The organism is Rossellomorea arthrocnemi (assembly GCF_904424705.1).
Taxonomy (GTDB): domain Bacteria; phylum Bacillota; class Bacilli; order Bacillales; family Bacillaceae_B; genus Rossellomorea; species Rossellomorea arthrocnemi.
Genome location: NZ_CAJGBF010000005.1, coordinates 238,109 through 255,526 on the forward strand (window position 1 = coordinate 238,109; position 17,418 = coordinate 255,526).

16 protein-coding genes and 1 riboswitch are annotated in these 17,418 nt (G+C 43.5%); of the genes, 4 read left to right on the top strand and 12 right to left on the bottom strand.

The window, feature by feature from the left end; genetic code table 11:
- The first annotated feature begins 57 nt into the window (after positions 1-57).
- Together BAA9072_RS10005 and BAA9072_RS10010 are read left to right on the top strand one after the other, a co-directional pair.
- Positions 58-1,593 (top strand): BCCT family transporter, encoded by a 1,536-nt coding sequence (locus BAA9072_RS10005; RefSeq protein ID WP_201714533.1) that lies wholly within the window; start codon positions 58-60, stop codon positions 1,591-1,593.
- Between the two features lie 124 nt (positions 1,594-1,717).
- Entirely contained in the window at positions 1,718-3,031 is a 1,314-nt protein-coding gene (locus BAA9072_RS10010; protein ID WP_201714534.1) for a short-chain fatty acid transporter, read from the top strand.
- Positions 3,032-3,150: 119 nt separating this feature from the next.
- On the opposite strand, the gene sda is transcribed toward BAA9072_RS10010, so the two are convergent.
- Complete coding sequence (gene sda, locus BAA9072_RS10015) at positions 3,151-3,282, bottom strand: sporulation histidine kinase inhibitor Sda (protein ID WP_201714535.1); 132 nt, start codon at positions 3,280-3,282, stop codon at positions 3,151-3,153.
- Positions 3,283-3,646: 364 nt separating this feature from the next.
- Between sda and BAA9072_RS10020 the strand changes: the two genes are divergently transcribed.
- Entirely contained in the window at positions 3,647-5,008 is a 1,362-nt protein-coding gene (locus tag BAA9072_RS10020) for a YjiH family protein (RefSeq protein ID WP_201714536.1), read from the top strand.
- A 55-nt stretch (positions 5,009-5,063) separates the two neighbouring features.
- Here the strand turns inward: BAA9072_RS10020 and BAA9072_RS10025 are convergent, their stop codons facing one another.
- The 11 genes from BAA9072_RS10025 to BAA9072_RS10075 all read right to left on the bottom strand — a co-directional run bounded on the left by BAA9072_RS10025 (position 5,064) and on the right by BAA9072_RS10075 (position 16,176).
- Positions 5,064-5,981, bottom strand: a complete 918-nt coding sequence (locus tag BAA9072_RS10025) for an ATP-binding protein (RefSeq protein WP_201714537.1) — start codon at positions 5,979-5,981, stop codon at positions 5,064-5,066.
- A complete protein-coding gene (locus BAA9072_RS10030; RefSeq protein ID WP_230980820.1) occupies positions 5,932-6,327 on the bottom strand; it encodes a PAS domain-containing protein in 396 nt (131 codons plus the stop codon). The genes BAA9072_RS10025 and BAA9072_RS10030 overlap by 50 nt, the downstream gene beginning before the upstream one ends.
- Positions 6,328-6,361: 34 nt before the next feature.
- A complete protein-coding gene (locus BAA9072_RS10035; protein ID WP_201714539.1) occupies positions 6,362-7,915 on the bottom strand; it encodes a hypothetical protein in 1,554 nt (517 codons plus the stop codon).
- Between the two features lie 218 nt (positions 7,916-8,133).
- On the bottom strand, positions 8,134-9,075 hold the full coding sequence (locus tag BAA9072_RS10040) for an L-threonine 3-dehydrogenase (RefSeq protein ID WP_201714540.1): 942 nt from the start codon (positions 9,073-9,075) through the stop codon (positions 8,134-8,136).
- Between the two features lie 100 nt (positions 9,076-9,175).
- Positions 9,176-10,366: a glycine C-acetyltransferase gene (locus tag BAA9072_RS10045; RefSeq protein ID WP_201714541.1), complete on the bottom strand. Its 1,191-nt coding sequence runs from the start codon at positions 10,364-10,366 to the stop codon at positions 9,176-9,178.
- Between the two features lie 334 nt (positions 10,367-10,700).
- Positions 10,701-11,879, bottom strand: a complete 1,179-nt coding sequence (locus BAA9072_RS10050; RefSeq protein ID WP_201714542.1) for a MalY/PatB family protein — start codon at positions 11,877-11,879, stop codon at positions 10,701-10,703.
- Between the two features lie 111 nt (positions 11,880-11,990).
- Entirely contained in the window at positions 11,991-12,689 is a 699-nt protein-coding gene (locus BAA9072_RS10055) for a DNA alkylation repair protein (protein ID WP_201714543.1), read from the bottom strand.
- 446 nt (positions 12,690-13,135) lie between these two features.
- Entirely contained in the window at positions 13,136-13,780 is a 645-nt protein-coding gene (locus BAA9072_RS10060) for a YczE/YyaS/YitT family protein (RefSeq protein ID WP_201714544.1), read from the bottom strand.
- Positions 13,781-14,059: 279 nt separating this feature from the next.
- The gene (locus BAA9072_RS10065) at positions 14,060-14,416 is read right to left on the bottom strand and encodes a VOC family protein (RefSeq protein ID WP_201714545.1); all 357 of its coding nucleotides are present in this window, start codon (positions 14,414-14,416) and stop codon (positions 14,060-14,062) included.
- Between the two features lie 12 nt (positions 14,417-14,428).
- The gene (locus BAA9072_RS10070) at positions 14,429-15,448 is read right to left on the bottom strand and encodes an S-adenosylmethionine:tRNA ribosyltransferase-isomerase (protein ID WP_201714546.1); all 1,020 of its coding nucleotides are present in this window, start codon (positions 15,446-15,448) and stop codon (positions 14,429-14,431) included.
- A complete protein-coding gene (locus BAA9072_RS10075; protein ID WP_201714547.1) occupies positions 15,445-16,176 on the bottom strand; it encodes an SDR family NAD(P)-dependent oxidoreductase in 732 nt (243 codons plus the stop codon). Before BAA9072_RS10075 ends, BAA9072_RS10070 begins: the two co-directional genes overlap by 4 nt.
- 195 nt (positions 16,177-16,371) lie before the next feature.
- Positions 16,372-16,468, top strand: a riboswitch (ZMP/ZTP riboswitch).
- Between the two features lie 46 nt (positions 16,469-16,514).
- Between BAA9072_RS10075 and BAA9072_RS10080 the strand changes: the two genes are divergently transcribed.
- Positions 16,515-17,366, top strand: a complete 852-nt coding sequence (locus tag BAA9072_RS10080) for a bifunctional 5,10-methylenetetrahydrofolate dehydrogenase/5,10-methenyltetrahydrofolate cyclohydrolase (protein WP_408015224.1) — start codon at positions 16,515-16,517, stop codon at positions 17,364-17,366.
- The last annotated feature ends 52 nt before the right edge of the window (positions 17,367-17,418 follow it).

Genomic DNA, 17,418 nt, shown 5'->3' on the forward strand with positions numbered 1-17,418 from the left:
AGAAATAGGGTATGAGAATAAAGAGTACTTTCGTCAACTACGTCAGGAGGGTAACACATGAATAAACGTACATATTTGAATAAACGTACATATTTGAATAAAGTGTTTTGGATTTCAGCTATTATTGTGTCCATCTTAGTTATTTTTGGTGCTTCTTTTCCGAAACTTTTTGCAAAAGGAGCGAATGCAGCCTTTGGCTTCACCACCTATTCGTTTGGATGGTTCTATCTCGCTGCCGTATTTTTCTTCGTACTATTCCTTCTTTTCCTTATGGGGAGCAAATACGGAAAAATACGTCTGGGAAAGGATGATGAACGCCCCCAATACCCTTTCTTCACCTGGATCGGGATGTTATTCTCCGCCGGGTTCGGGATCGGACTTGTATTCTGGGGGATCGCAGAACCAATGAGTCATTTCTTCGAAACCCCGATCCCGGGTGTGAAGGCGCAGACGGAAGAAGCCGCCCGCCTTGCCATGGGATACGCCTTTTTCCACTGGGGTGTCAGCCAATGGTCGGTCTTTACAATTGTCGGATTGATCATTGCTTACTTTCAATTCAGGAAAGGAGAGAATGGACTTGTTTCCACTTCCCTCACTCCCATGATCGGTCAACGCAAAGGCTCACAGGGAATTAAAAATACGATTGATATTCTCGCGGTCATCGCAACCGTCATGGGGGTAGCTACTTCTCTCGGCCTCGGGATCCTGCAGATTAATGGAGGGCTGAGTTCCGTATTCGGAATAGAAAACGGAACGCTGACTCAACTCGTGATCGTTTTCATCCTTCTCATCCTGTATTTAGCTTCCTCCACCACAGGTCTTGACAAGGGGATTAAATGGCTCAGTAACCTCAATTTATCACTTGCCCTCATCCTGATGCTCTTTGTGTTTATCGTCGGTCCGACAGTATTCATCTTAAATACATTCACTCTTGGAATCGGCGACTATATATCCAATTTCATCCGTTACAGTTTGCGTCTGACCCCTTATCAGGGAGGGACATGGGTACAGGACTGGACGATTTTCTACTGGGCATGGGCCATCGCCTGGTCTCCATTTGTCGGTGCTTTTATCGCCAGAGTCTCAAGGGGAAGAACGATAAGGGAATTTATTGTAGGAGTGTTGGTCGTTCCTCCACTCATTGCCCTTATGTGGATTGCCGTATTTGGAGGGACAGCCCTTCACTTGGACTTATTCAGCGGTACCTCGATTGCGGAAGGAGTCAATAAAGATGTGACGAGTGCCTTATTTTCAACATATGGTGAACTTCCCTTTACAATGGTCCTGTCTGTTTTATCCATTCTGTTGATCTTCACTTTTCTCATTACGTCGGCTGACTCGGCGACCTATATTTTAAGCAGTATGACGACAGAAGGGAGCTTGAACCCTCCGATGATCGTGAAGATTGTTTGGGGCGTGCTGATTGCTGCCATTGCTGCCGTATTGCTTGTTTCCAGTGGTCTGGAGGGGTTACAGACCGCTTCACTTGTCTCGGCATTGCCATTCACGGTGATCCTGGTCTTGATGTGCGTGACGTTATTTAGACTTCTTCGCAGAGAAAAGAAAGAAAAGCCCCGTCCGGTGAAAAAATAGCCCTTGGCGTCTGAGCTCTTGTGAAAGAGTCGGGCGCTTTTTTTGTTTTATACAAATTGAAAGGGTTTTCACTCATAACCATAGAAGAATAATAAGGGAATATATATTTAGAAGGGGGATTAAAATGAAGGGACTTATATCATTATCAAACAGAATCATGCAGCGATATTTGCCTGACCCATTTTTATTTGTGGTCATTTTAACATTGGCCGTTTTCGGTCTTGGTCTCATTTTTACTGAAAGCACCAGTCTTGAAATGGTTCAGTATTGGGGGAACGGCTTCTGGAGCCTGCTTGCCTTTTCCATGCAGATGGTGCTTGTCCTAGTGACAGGATATGTTCTAGCGAGCAGTCCATTATTTAAACGGTTCCTCGGTTTTCTCGCTTCATTTGCGAAATCTCCGGGTTCTGCCATTGTAATCGTAACCGTTGTTTCCATGATTGCGAGCTGGATCAACTGGGGATTCGGGCTTGTGATCGGAGCTCTGTTTGCGAAGGAGTTGGCCAAGAGGGTGAAAGGTGTCGATTACCGACTACTGATTGCAAGCGCCTACTCAGGCTTTGTTGTCTGGCATGCAGGATTCTCCGGTTCGATCCCACTGTCTATCGCAACAGACGGTCACCCGTTCCAGGATTTGATCGGGGTCATTTCTACAAATGAGACCATCTTTGCAACGTCCACTCTTATCATAGTGGCAGCATTATTTATTATCCTGCCGATCACCAACCGAATGTTAATGCCAGCTAAAGATGAGACGATAACCGTTGACCCGGAGCTCTTCAATGAGACAGCTGCCTCACTTGAACAAGAAGCGATGACTCCTGCCGACCGACTTGAAAACAGCATGATTCTATCCATCGTAGTGGCAGTTCTCGGAATTGCGTTCTTATTCTCATACTTTGCGAAGAATGGTTTCGCCCTAAATTTAGATATCGTAAACTTTCTATTCTTATTTCTCGGCATCCTTTTTCATGGTACGCCGAAGCGCTTCCTTACGGCTGTTCAGGAGGCCATCAAGGGGGCAAGCGGGATTGTCATCCAATTCCCTTTCTACGCCGGGATCATGGGGATGATGACGGCATCAGGACTTGCTGTTGTCATGAGCGAGGCTTTCGTATCCATTTCAAATGATATGACATTTTACTTCTTTGCCTTCCTTAGCGCAGGAATTGTCAATTTCTTCGTTCCTTCCGGTGGTGGACAATGGGCTGTTCAGGCACCGATTATGCTCGATGCCGCTCAAACCCTCGATGCGTCTGTCGCAAAGACGGCTATGGCAGTTGCATGGGGAGATGCCTGGACCAACCTGATCCAACCTTTCTGGGCATTACCGGCTCTCGCTATTGCAGGACTGAAAGCAAAGGATATTATGGGGTATTGTGTCATTATCTTGGTCATTAGCGGAATTGTGATTTCATTGGGACTATTATTCTTGTAAAAGAATAGTTAAAAGCGCCCCCACTTAGGGCGGCGCTTTTTGCAGCCAATAAAAAGGCTGATCTGTGATGAGATCAGCCGTATGTATGGGTCATTCATTACCTTTTTTTCAATTGGAGCCTACCGTATACTGTCCCTTCTCTCAAGCTCCCCTTCTAACATCTCAATAAATTCTTCTTCCAATCCTTCTTCCTGTGCAAGATGATACACATTGGTCAATTGCTCCTCCGTAAGTTTTGTTAAAGACGTCATCGATTACATCTCCTGACTATCTAAGGTATGAATTCTTAATACCCTCTCTAACACAGGATAAACCTTTCTATTATTTTTATAATCTATTTTTTTAGATCAAATTAACCAAAGTACCAAGGTTATTATTGAAATTTTTTAAAATTTTAGTAAAATAGAGAATATACTAAAGGATAGCGCTTTCTTTTTGTAGTTTTGATTTTCAGGATTTTATTTAAACTTTATGTTTCACCAATCCTTCCTTCGGGAAAACCATCTGAGGAATACATACACTGCCATTCCGGAACTTCCTATGGACAATTTTATATGTATGCATTAGAATGAATAATGTTTCATTTTCCGTTACAACTACTTCTGAGGTGAATTTATGAATCAGCAACATCGCTTTACACTAACAAGTCATTTACGATTTATCATCCCTTCCTTATTGGGAGTTTTTCTATTTATGATACCAATTCCGGGAAAAGACGGAATCACGATACCCATTGCGGTCTTATCGGGGCTTCTTCAGGATTGGATCGGAAGCTTTGTACCCGCGATTATGACAGGATTGATCATCCTTACGGTCATCGGAACGTTCATCACAAAGATCATGCATCCGGATTTCATTGAAAAATCACCGTTTTTCTCCAGTTTATTTGACGTTAGACCTGTATGGGCCATCGTAAGAGTAGCAGGAGCTATTTTTGCCGTTATGACGTTATTCAAACTAGGTCCTGAATGGGTCTGGTCAGATGCAACGGGCGGTCTTCTATTAAACCCGGATGGACTTCTTACCATTCTTTTTTCTGTGTTTTTATTTGCCGGGCTTTTCCTTCCCCTATTGTTGAATTTCGGATTATTGGAATTATTCGGAGCGCTCTTAACAAAGATCATGCGTCCTGTATTCGGTCTTCCTGGTCGTTCTTCCATTGACTGCTTAGCTTCATGGCTCGGTGACGGTACGATCGGCGTATTATTGACAAGCAAGCAATACGAAGATGGGTATTATACAAAGAAGGAAGCAGCGGTCATTGGGACAACCTTCTCTGTTGTATCCATCACCTTCTGTCTTGTTGTCATTTCTCAGGTGAATCTAGGCGAATATTTCATCCCATTCTATCTCACGGTAGCTGCATCTGGACTCCTTGCAGCAATTATACTGCCGCGGATCCCGCCTTTATCCCGCAAACCTGACACGTATTTCAATGGTCAGGAAGGTAAGGACACGATGGAAGTGATCCCTGAAGGTTACAGCCGTGTTGGATATGGGTACGAGCAGGCTCTTGTTCAGGCAAAAAACAATAACAGTGCATCCAAATTCTTCACTGACGGAATAAAAAATGTGCTGGATATGTGGATGGGTGTTGCTCCCATCGTCATGGCAATCGGTACGACAGCATTGATTGTTGCGGAGAATACGAAGTTCTTCGAATACATCGGTATGCCGCTTATTCCGATCCTGGAGCTTCTGCAGATCCCGGAAGCGACGGAAGCATCACGCTCCATCCTTGTCGGCTTTGCCGATATGTTCCTTCCAGCCATCTTCGGGTCTGGAATCGAGAGTGAGCTTACGCGGTTTGTCATTGCATGCTTATCTGTTACACAATTAATCTACATGTCTGAAGTTGGCGGACTGCTGCTGGGCTCCAAGATCCCGGTCGATTTCAAGGATCTGGTCATCATCTTCCTGCAGCGTACATTCTTGACGTTACTTGTGATTGTGGCCATCGCTCATATAATCTTTTAAACTACAAAAAGCCCCGTCTCCGGAATTCGGAAACGGGGCTTTTTAGGTATCAAGTTCAATTTGTTACCGGAAAGGTGACTTCCACTTTCGTTCCCTTGTTTACTTCTGAATCAATGTGAAGGGAGCCTTTATGGTCTTCAATGATTTTTTGACTGATGGTGAGACCTAGCCCCATGCCTTTTTCTTTCAAGGTAAAAAACGGTTCTCCCAGTCTTTTCAATCGGTCAGGGGGGATCCCCGTTCCCTGGTCAAGGATGGTGATGTGGACAGACTCGTTCCGAAGTTTCCAGTCGACGTCGATTTCTCCTTCATTCATGGATTCGATGGCGTTTTTAATGATATTGATGAACACTTGAATACATTGATTCTTATCACCGAACACGTGAATCGGGGATGAAGGGAGCTGAATATTTAATGTGATGCCTTTCAGCAGTGCTTCATGCCCCATGACCTTGACCACATAGCGTAGCACCTCACTCATATCAAAGGACTCGTATTCCCTCATCTGAGGCTTTGATAAAATAAGCAATTCCCCGACGATCTGATTGATCCTGTCCATCTCTGAGGACATGACAGTTAGGTATTGTCCTGACACATGCTCATTTTCCTCCAACAGCTGAATGAAGCCTTTGATGCTTGTGAGAGGGTTGCGGATTTCATGAGCGATCCCTGCCGCCAGTTCCCCTACCACGGAAAGCTTCTCTTTTCTTAACAGCATTTCTTCTGCGATCTTCTGCTGGGAAATGTCCCTTCCGATGATGACGAGTCCCTTTCTTTCGTGATTCGAATGGAATAATGGGACTTTAATCACATCAAATGTCTTGAACTCCCCGTTTGGAAGATAAAATCCTTCTTCACACCGTGTCACCTGTTCTGCTTTCCATGACTCTTCATCGGAATCAACACAATAGTCAAATGCGTCTTTAAAAAAAAGGCACCAACTTTCCCAGATCCCGGTCCGTCTTCCCAACATAATCAATTTCCTCAAGATTATACAGCTTCCGGCCAAATTGATTGACCTTCAACCACCGTCCTTCCCCATCCTTGAAACAAACAAAATCAGGGAGGGAATGGAGGAGGGTGGATAACTGATTTTCTTCTTCCAACAGTTTTTTATGCTTTGCCATAAACATATCTCCCTCTTTTAGAAGGAGGAGGAGCACTGCTACAACAGCACTCACCAGGAGAAGAACAGCAATTAAGTTCCATGGTTTTTCAAGCATGAGTATAGCGATGACCTGCAATACAGATAGAGCCATCAGGATCATGATTATATTATGAAATGTATGTGTCTTCGTACGATTCATTTTCTCTATCATCTTAGTCACCCGTCTCACTCATACTTTTGTTCTTTTAAAATAAGTTAAATATATATGGTCCAATCGATGAGATATAGAACAATACATAGATTCCCATAAAGTAGAAGGCACCTGCGAATGACCCCCACTCGGGATCTCTTCCTTTTTTCCAGATGACCCAGGTGATGACGCTTAATAGCACCAACAATGCATAGCTGCTGCCAGGGAACACAAAGTACTCCGGCGCCACCTGGTAAAAGTATGGGTTCATCGCTTTGCTTGTGTAGGAGATCGGCATAAGCAGAAAGATGATGATTGAAGCATATTCCGCCCAGCTGACCCCGTCTTTTTCAAATACATTCGGTCTGAATATATAGAGTAATATTAACAAAAACAGAGAAGGTAAAACCCAATAAAAAGAGGTTAAAATGGTAACGATACTGCTGAACATCATAAGGACCCCGTTATTGAGCGCTTCGGCCACTGATCTTTGGGACCATTTTGTACTTTTTGACACCACTTGCCCATTCTGAGATGCGCCATATAGTTCATATGTACCACCATCATAATTAAACCAAACCAGTGATTCGTCCGTTAATTGCAGGGGAGAATAGGTTACATGCTTTGTCGTGCTGATTGAGGTTCCAGTTAGCACCGTATCTGCACTTTCAAACGGAGCCAGGTACATGCGGATAGAGCTGTTATCCCCAACTTGCTGTCCTTCTGAAGTGAACATAACAGACTCTTTTCCTCCTAAGTTCACAAACTGCACTCCACCTGGACTTACTAGTTTTTCTCCGTTTTTTTTATTCACGAACTCCATGTTCGTTCCCGTCAGGATGGAAGTTCCCACCTCTTGTAACGGAGTCTGAATCTTATAGACTTTATAAGAAAGCGTCCCCTGTGTACGTGATTTTTCATTATAAAGCAGGGTGAACTGCCCATCCTCTACTTTAAACGTCAATCCATCCATCTTTTTATTTGGTGCTGTATTAACCATTAGAAACGGTTTTTCCGTTACGCTACCGTTTTCGTTCATATAGTAAATAAAATCATGCGTATCATCTTTCTTCACTCGTATGACGGAGCGGCCATCCGCCCCCACATGAATATCTGAGATTTCAGATGAAAAAGTGTGAACTTCTTTTGAAGAACCTTCTTTGATCCCATACTGGAATAATTTTTCATTGCTCCAATAATAGACCTGATCCGTCCCTGTCCCCAACCCCGTGATCCCCTCAGACAGAATCCTATCCTTTTGGTTGTTTGTGAGGACTAAGTTCCCATTTTTATAATAGATAACTTGATTTCCATCTGTCCAAAATGGGTAACCCCTTGTTATTTTCGTATCGATGACTTTCTCTTTTGAAATCTTCATTTCATCATTGATGGAAAAGGCACGAACCTGTCCTTTACTTGATAAGTATAATTCGCCATTCTTTTGAAACATTTGAGGTTTCTCTTTCGAAGTATAGTCCATCGGGAGTGAACGGCTCCAATTCTGCTGAGGTAGTTCTTTCACAAGAAATAGCTGGTGAATGAACAGGGCAGCAACAAATAGGACCATGACTCCTAAAGGTATACCGAAAACTTTTACTTTCTCTCTCATCTGAATCCCCCCTTTAGTAAATGCGTTAGACTTCTGAATTTTAGCATAATTCAGGATCTCTTTCACCATTTTTTTCCACAAGAGGGCTCTCTGTCTTATATTCTCTCTTCATTATATCATGTTCATATCAAAAATTGTCATTTTTTGTCGTATTCTAAAAGTTACCCTCGTAAATAAAAAAGGCTCCCCATAAATTTTTTTCATGGGGAGCCTTTCGCTTATTTTGTTTTTAATTTGTCCAGCATATCCGCCGTCATTTTGGCTAAATCATATTCTGCTTTAAAGCCCCATTCGTTTGCGGCTGCACTGGAATCGATGGCGTTTGGCCAGCTTTCGGCAATGCTTTGTCGAACCGGATCTACATTATAATCAAGCTTAAATTCCGGATAATGGACCCGGATTGCCTTGGCAATATCTTCAGGCGCTACGCTCATGGCTGACACATTAAAGGAATTGCGGTGCTCAAGCTTTGAACCATCCGCTTCCATCAGGTCGATGATTGCATTAAGGGCGTCTGGCATGTACATCATATCCATCGAGGTTCCTTCCCCGATATAGGAAGTATAATGATTATTCTTCACTGCCTCATAGTAGATCTCCACAGCATAATCCGTTGTACCACCGCCTGGCAGAGTTTCATATGAAATCAGTCCAGGGAAACGAAGCCCCCTTGTATCTACACCAAATTTCGTGAAATAGTAATCTGAAAGAAGCTCTCCTGATACTTTATTGACACCGTACATGGTCGTAGGGCGCATGATGGTATCCTGTGGAGTTGAATCCTTAGGCGTCGATGGACCAAATGCCCCGATCGAACTTGGCGTGAAGAACTGGCATTCTAATTCTCTTGCCGTTTCAAGAGCATTGACCAGTCCGCCCATGTTAAGATTCCATGCAAGCAGGGGTTTCGCTTCTGCCGTAGCCGATAATAGAGCAGCTAAGTGGATAATCGTATCTACATTATTGGTTTTGGCAATATCAAACATCTTCTCGGCATTGGTTACATCGAGTTGTTCAAAAGGGCCATTCTTTACGACAGGGCTATCTGTTTCACGGATATCTGTTGCGATTACGTTATCCGAACCGTATACTTCACGTAGTTTATTGGTGAGCTCAGATCCGATTTGTCCAAGGGCACCCGTTACTAAAATCTTTTTCATCGTCTTTCCTCCTGCATTTACCTTTGGTGATATTTCTGAATCATACAGATAGGGCTGACTGTTTAAGTCATGCCCTATGCCATTTGTGTGTATCGATTAATTAGATGATTCCCATTTCTTTTCCGACTTTTTCATACGCATTGATCGCTTGATCCAGCATTTCTTTCGTATGTGCTGCTGACGGCATGTTTCTCACTCGTCCTGTTCCTCTTGGTACGGTCGGGAATACGATGGATTTTGCATAAACACCTTCTTCATACAGGCGTTTACTGAAATCCTGTGTCGCTTGCTCTTCTCCGATGATGACAGGCGTGATAGGTGTTTCACTGTTGCCGATGTCGAACCCAAGCTTCGTCAGCTCTTCTTTCAGATAGCGGCTGTTTGCCCACATGTTATCTTGTAGCTCTGTAGAGTTCATGATAAGATCAAGGGCTTCCGTACAAGCCGTTACATCTGCCGGAGTCAAAGAGGTTGAAAATAGGAACGGACGGGAGCGGACCTTTAACCAATCAATCAGGTTTTGAGTTCCCGCCACATATCCACCGACTACCCCGATGGCTTTCGATAACGTACCCATTTGAAAGTCAACTTTGTCCGAGAGACCAAAGTGCTTGACCGTACCGGCACCTTTTCCAAGAACACCTGAACCGTGAGCATCATCTACATAGGTCATGATATCGAATTCCTCTGCGATTTCAACAATTTCAGGAAGCTTACACACATCCCCGTCCATTGAAAATACTCCGTCTGTGATGATCATAAGTTTGTTATATTGACCGGATTCCTTCGCTTCTTTCGCCTTTGCACGAAGATCTTCCATATCGGAATGACCAAAACGGATGATCTTGGCTTTTGATAGACGGCAGCCGTCAATGATGGATGCATGGTTCAGTTCATCTGAAAGGATGGCATCATTTTTATCCATAACCGCTGAAATGGCTGCCATATTACAATTGAAACCAGACTGATACGCAATCGCAGCTTCTGTTCCTTTAAATTCCGCAAGCTTTTCCTCAAGTTTCACATGGAGATCTAACGTACCGTTGATGGTACGAACAGCCCCAGACCCAACTCCATATTCTTTAACAGCTTCAATCGCTACCTTTTTCAGGCGTTCATCTGTTGCCAATCCAAGATAGTTGTTTGAAGATAAGTTTACAAGCTTTTTCCCGTTAATGGTAATAACCGGGCCATTCGCACCTTGCAATGGATCGATTTCATTATACAAACCGCGTGATTTTAAATCTTCAAGGTTTTCTTGTAAAAAGTGATCTAGTGTCTTGCTTGTCATATACTCGTCCTCCCGTTATGTAAGCGCTTTATAAACAGATGTCCACTCCAAAAATACAATATCTATCCGTTGATTCTTTGTGTTTGCTAAGGATTATTCTACTTTTTAGTTTAACATGTTTTTTGGTGATGGACAAAAATTATCTTCAGATTCTGTCTATATGTTAGTGTTCCCTTTATGTTTGAAAAACTGCAGACTTTTTTGCCAGTTGCTTTCATCGTTCTGAATTGAACATCTGACTTTACCCTGAGACAAAAATTGTTCAAAACAACCATTCTTACAAAAAAGCCAAAAAAAATGAACAAAAGCCGTTACTTCTGTTCATCTTTGCTCGTTATTTTACCATCTTGCGTGCAACACGGTGTTCAAGAATCGCTTCGTGCATTCTTCTTAATGCCAAATCGACCCGCTCTTTGGGACAGGCGATGTTCATTCGAACAAAAGGTTGGCCGCTATCTCCGAATTTGAAGCCTTCGTCAAACTTGACTCTGGCTTTTTCTAAGAAAAACCTGCAAAGCTCTTCCCCTTTCATTTCCAGTTCTGTGCAGTCAATCCAGATCAGATGAGTGGCCTGGGGCTGGATGGCTTTGAGTTCTGGAAGATGATGATCCAGATAGTTCTGAACGTACTGTTTATTCTCTTCAAGAACCATAAGAAGCTCCCCCAGCCAGGGTTCCCCTTCCTCATAGGCTGCAATGGTGCCTTCGATCCCAAATACGTTGGGCCTCATAAGTCCATAGCCGGTCAGCTTGTCGTGATACCTTTCCCTTATGTTCTCATTCGGGATGAGCAGAATGGAGGTTTGAAGCCCCGCTATGTTAAACGTTTTACTTGGAGCTGCACAAAGTATGCTTCTCTCCAACAGCCTCTCATCACCTTTAAAGAGTGGAATATGTTCATACCCTTCGTACACTAAGTCTCCGTGCATTTCGTCAGAGATAATCCATAAATCATGGCGTTTGGCGATATCACCGATTTGGGTTAACTCTTCTCTCGTCCATACCCGTCCTACAGGATTATGGGGACTGCAAAGAATAAGGACCTTAGTCGAAGACTCCCTCGCTTTAGATTCCAAATCGTCGAAATCTATGGAATAGACACCATCCTTATAAAGCAACGTATTTTTTATAACCGAACAGCCATGATTCTCAATCGTACTATAAAAAGGATAATAAACCGGATCTTGAATGATGACGCCGTCTCCAGGCTCCGTCAATACAGACAGCAATACATTGATGCCGGGAATGATCCCGGGGCTGAAGCTGATCCACTCTTTTTCAATATTCATCTGGAAACGTCTTTTCCACCATGAAATAATCGACTCAAAGTATCGATCGCTAAACGTGGTATAGCCGTAAATGCCGTGCTGAGCCTTCTTGTTCAGTGCTTCCACAATCGCAGAAGAAACTTTAAAGTCCATGTCAGCAATACACATAGGGATGACGTCCCCGTCGGGAAACGACCATTTCACAGAGTGTGTATTTGTTCTCTCGATGCAATCATTCCAATTCATATCCAAATGCCCCTCTCGAATCTATCTTTCTCTACTTTATACCAGATTGAGGGACGGGTGAATACCTGAATAATAAATAGGAATTTTCCCTTACCTCTTTCTGTGACCCACTTACTGTTTTACAGTCTTCTCCGCCTTTGCTTTTCTATTAACATGCTTCAAGCCTTCTCTTTTACTCAATGGAGCAAGCTCCTCAGATTGGATGAAACTCTTTACCGCTTCTGGATTCGTTTTAGAATACTCCCTCAGGGCCCAGCCGATGGCCTTTTGAATAAAAAATTCTTTGGATTGATGATGCATTACGATATATCTGAATAGGCGTTCCTCATCGGTTTTTGCCTTATACTTTAACTGATAGAGTATGGCGATTCGGTTCAACCACATATTATCGGAATGAATCCATTTCTCTATGTATGTGTCATCTTCCTCTTTTTGAAAAATTTTTCCTACTTGATTGGGCGCAATATGATCGATCGTATCCCACCAGGATTTCGTTACGATCATTTCTTCCAAGAGGGGAAGATGCTCTTTTGTTAAATACTTTGATTGTTTATCGATAAGACCTAGAGCGACGTACTGACATTCCCGCTGAGGCTCAGACCAAAGAGAATGAACAATAGCAGGCAATTCTTCAATGGATGGTTTACCGTTCTCCTTCAGAAAATCCCGGAGCAAAGTGGTTCGTTCCGGGGTCCTGATCCCAAAGAACCTAAATTGATTTCTCATATAGGCTTCCATGGCTTCCTGATTCTTACTATTTTGATGTTGTTTCAGTAGGGTTATCAGTTTATCCGCATACTCATGATTCATTAATGATCTCCTCCTTTTGGCTTTTTTCCTCACAATCAAAGCAACAGCTTTTCCCATCCTCTATTTGAACACCGTTAAAGAAACCGTCTAAACAGTAGAGGGGCTTTTGACAGAGATAACAATAGTCTACAAGCTCTTTCATACTCCCATCATTCCTTTTCACAAGGCTGTTTTCTAAAACTTTGTTGCTTTTTAAGTGGTGAGCAATCAACGTCCTGCTCTTTCGATTGCCTCTTGTCACTAGTGAGTTCTGTAGATACGATAGACACCGGCTGGGATCTGGCGTGCCAATTCACCGGTTGACAGAGCTCGAGCAACAAATTGTTCAAAAACAACAATCGTTCCGAAGAGAGCCTTTCACATAATAGATTCCGCTTACCAAAACTCTATTCATACTTCTGGATGATCGGTTGAAAAACCTTTTCCTAAAGAAAAAAAGACAACCCTTAGCTTGCTAAAGGATTGTCTCGTTTCGTCATCTGTCTTTCAATGAGAGAGTGAAGCAGCTTTTTGCTTTGAGGTAATGAAGATCCAACGATGGAACCAAGTCCTAATGCGATGATCACGGTTCCGATACCGACCGGACCGCCTAATAACCAGCCAAAAAAGAACACGATGATTTCCATTCCATTCCGTACCCATTGAACTTTCCAACCTGTTTTCTCAACGACCAGCAGCATGAGACTGTCTCTTGGCCCAGCTCCAAGATCGGCTGAAACATACAGACCGATTCCATACCCAATTACCACGATCCCAATGGCAAACACGATTGCTTGAGCCATGAAAGATTGTGGGTCAGGCAGTACAAAATTAAATACATCTATAAAAATCCCAATTAATAACATATTAATGAAAGCACCGGCTTTAGGAAATGACCTGGTTCCAACACCTGTCACAAACAGGATGATAAAGCCCACAATGATGGACCACGTCCCGATCGTCAGACCAAGCTGTTTGAACAATCCGTAATGAAACACATCCCAAGGTCCGATTCCAAGGTCTTTTCCTTTGATCGTCAAGCTAATGCCAAACGAAAGCACAAGGAGACCAACAAAGAAAAATGACCAGCGTAAACCTTTTTCTTTATTCATGAAAATCCCTTCCTACACCATAATCAGTTCATTTATTACCCGGATAACTGTATCACAGAATCACGGACAAAAAAATTTCATAAAACCTATGGGGTTGGTGGGAATAAGTCGATTGATGGAGTTATTGCGCATGCGTGTGTTTACACATATTATCAACTAGCTGGTTGTCTAAGAGTTCCCGCTGTATTACCTGACAAATCTGCCGGATTCACGAAGGTATCCCCTCAACAAACACCGAACAAGACGGAAATCCCTCATGCTTTAGTCAAAGAAATTCCTTTACCCTTCAACCATTTCAACAATTTCCCCATCGGGACCAAAGAAAAAAGCCACTTTCCAGCCATTTTCAAGAAGCAGGGGACCTTCGACAGGCATTAACCCCTTCTTCTTTACTGATCCAACTTCCTTTTCAAGGTCACTTACGTCAAATGCTATATGAAGGAATGCACCCCTTGAGCCGTTACTCGCTCCAGGTTCCTCTATGAGCTCCAAGCGATGATCCCCCTTTTTCAAGAACAGGATCTTCTCACTGCCCCATTTAAAAGACATTTCTTCCATGAACCCAAAATGAGTCTGATAGAATTCCTTCGACTTCTCCAGGCTCTTCACATTCATCCCTATATGATGAAGTCTCATATCCATTTCTCCTTACAAAATGATATTCATATCCCCAAATTCATGCCATTTATAGTTTTTTGCCAGAGCAATTTGATAGGCATTCTCCAATTTACTCTCTGAAATGAATGCCTTTAAAAGATCTAAATGACTTGCTTCAGGTTCGTGCAGCCCTGTAATGAGTCCGTCTACGATTTGAAGAGGCGTATCACCTGATATATATACATTCGTGGTGCCATCTGCAGGCTGAAGCTGCCCGTAATAAGTCATCACCGTTTCCAGAGCGCGAACAACTGTTGTACCCACCGCGATGATTCTACTCCCTCGATCCTTTGCATAGAGTATCTCTTTCACCGCTTCTGAACTGACATGGAAGTCTTCAGGATGGTTTTGAGGCATCGGCCAGCGATCATTTCCATAGTAGCTCAAGCCTGCGTGGAGCTGTATAAACACAATGCCAATCCCTTTTTCCTTTAAAGCTCGTATCAGCTTCCATGTAAATGCCCTTCCGGCAGAAGCCATCTCAACGGAGCCGGGAACCGATCCATAGACATTTTGGTAATAATCAAGTGGCCATGGAGCCTCAATGTATTCATAACGAATTGGCTCCCCCCACTTGAAAATGAAATCCATCAACTCAACTCCACCTCTGCTGAACTCCACCTGTACAAGAGGGGTTTCGCTTCCTTGACCCTTCATACGACCCGATACACCTTCTGGAAAATCAATGGGTTCCCCTGTTTGATAGAAGTCTCCAAGAATGAGGGCATCCCAAGTGTTTTCATCTGTTTTCCGTGAGAGACGAACCTCTACCTTCCTGTTCCCCTGCTTTCCTTTTAGTGAAGCAGGAAGGGTTCGGCTGTTATTAAAAACAAGGACATCTCCCTTCTGTAAAAAATCAGGCAACTGTTTAAATCGAGTATGTTCACAGCTTCCGTCCTCACGGTTCAGGACTATCATCTTCACATCATCTCTTTCAAACCCTTGAAGCTCGATGGGGGTCGTCGCGTTCAAATGGGAAGGGATATGAAACGAATTCAAACGTTCCTTCATGCCTTTCCCCTCCCTTTGTCCTGGTACTCCTGTGCTTCAAATCTCTTTCCGTTTTCATCAGAAGAATCATCGGATGCAAGGTAGAGAAAGACTTCAAGGTGATCTTGTGGATTTGCAAGAGGGTACTCACACTCTGGAACCGCCTTGCCATGCATTTCAGTATCCATCTCACCTGGGTCGACCATGTTCATCCGGACACCCGTCCCATCTAGCTCGTCAGCCCACGTTTGAGTCATTCCTTCCACCGCAAATTTTGAAATACCGTACGCTCCCCATTCGCTAAAGCCTGTTTGGCCCGCTTCAGACGTTAAATTAATGATGGACCCCATCCCCCTGCTGATCATACCGGGAAGAACCCGTTTTGTTACTAAAAATGGATTTAACGTATTGATCCTTAGCACCTCAAGAAACTCTTTCTCCGGATAATCTGCTAACAGACGTGGACCCGGGCCAAACACAGAGGCATTATTAAACAAAACATCAACGCTTCCCCACGTTTCTTCCGTTACTGACACGAAACGATCCACATCCCGGGCAACCGAAACATCCGCCTCTAATGCCACCACTTCAGCTCCCAACGATTTCAGTTCATTCTCAACTTCCTTTAGTGGTCCCGGTTTTCGAGCGCAAATGGCCACCTTTGCTCCTTCTTCAGCAAACTTCACTGCCAAGGCCCTCCCCAATCCTTTAGAAGCACCCGTTATCATGATTACTTTATTTGCAAACATATTCCATACCCCTTTCGTTTCTCTTATTACTCACAGTTTATGCAATATTCTCAGGCAACAAATCGTCTTTTCGGGGGCGAACCATCTAGAAAATTAGATGTAGCACTCTCTCAGCCTTATGGTGTAGGTCACCAAAAACACGAACATTAATACTGGATTTTTGTTTTATATTCGTGTTATAATAAGTTTGAAAATATATAGAGCAGTGACTGGCGAGAATGTGGAATCAACCACAAGGGAGCTGCGAATCTTATAAAACATGAGCCATTAGCCGTTCGCCTGGGCAGAAGGCAGGGGGATACCCTTGTCTTTTTTTACTATAATCAGGAGGGATAGCAGTGGAACCATTAGTGTTAGACGGGAAACTTGTTGCATCTGAGGTCAAGGAAAGCCTGAAATCGAGAGTAGCTGTATTAAAGGAAGATGGGATTACTCCATGTCTTGCAACTGTGCTCGTTGGAGATGATCCATCTTCTGCTACGTACGTTAAGATGAAGGGGAATGCCTGTGCAAAAATTGGAATGGAATCAAGACGAATCCACCTTCCAAAGGAAACGACTACGGAGGAATTACTGGAAGTGATCCAAGAGCTGAATGTTGACTCTACTGTTCATGGGATCCTCTTACAGCACCCGGTTCCCCATCACATCGATGAACGCGCCGCCTTTGAAGCGATTTCCATTGAAAAGGATGTAGATGGAGTCACGAGTCTCGGATTCGGCCAAAATTCATTGGGATTCGGCGAATATCCATCCTGCACCCCTGCCGCTATCATGAGTATCATCGATTACTACGGCGTTACCCTTGAAGGGAAACACGCTGTGGTGGTTGGAAGAAGTCCAATCCTTGGTAAACCCGTTTCCATGATGTTATTGAACCGCAATGCAACGGTGACGACATGCCATTCCTATACAGAAAACCTGCCTGAAATTCTGGCCGCTGCTGATATTGTCGTGGCTGCAGTCGGTAAACCGAATTTCATTCAGGGAGCCTGGTTAAAAGAAGGTGCCGTCGTTCTTGATGCCGGATACAACAAAGGGAACGTCGGTGACATTGATTACGAGGCATGCTATGAAAAAGCCAGTGCCATCACACCTGTTCCGGGTGGAGTCGGTCCTGTGACGATCTCCATGCTTTTAAAACAGACTGTTCATTCTGCTGAGAAATCCGGTTCTGTTCTTCAAAATTAGTAAGTCGAAGCTTCAAGAGAACGACTCCATTGCCGAGTCGTTCTCTTTTTTT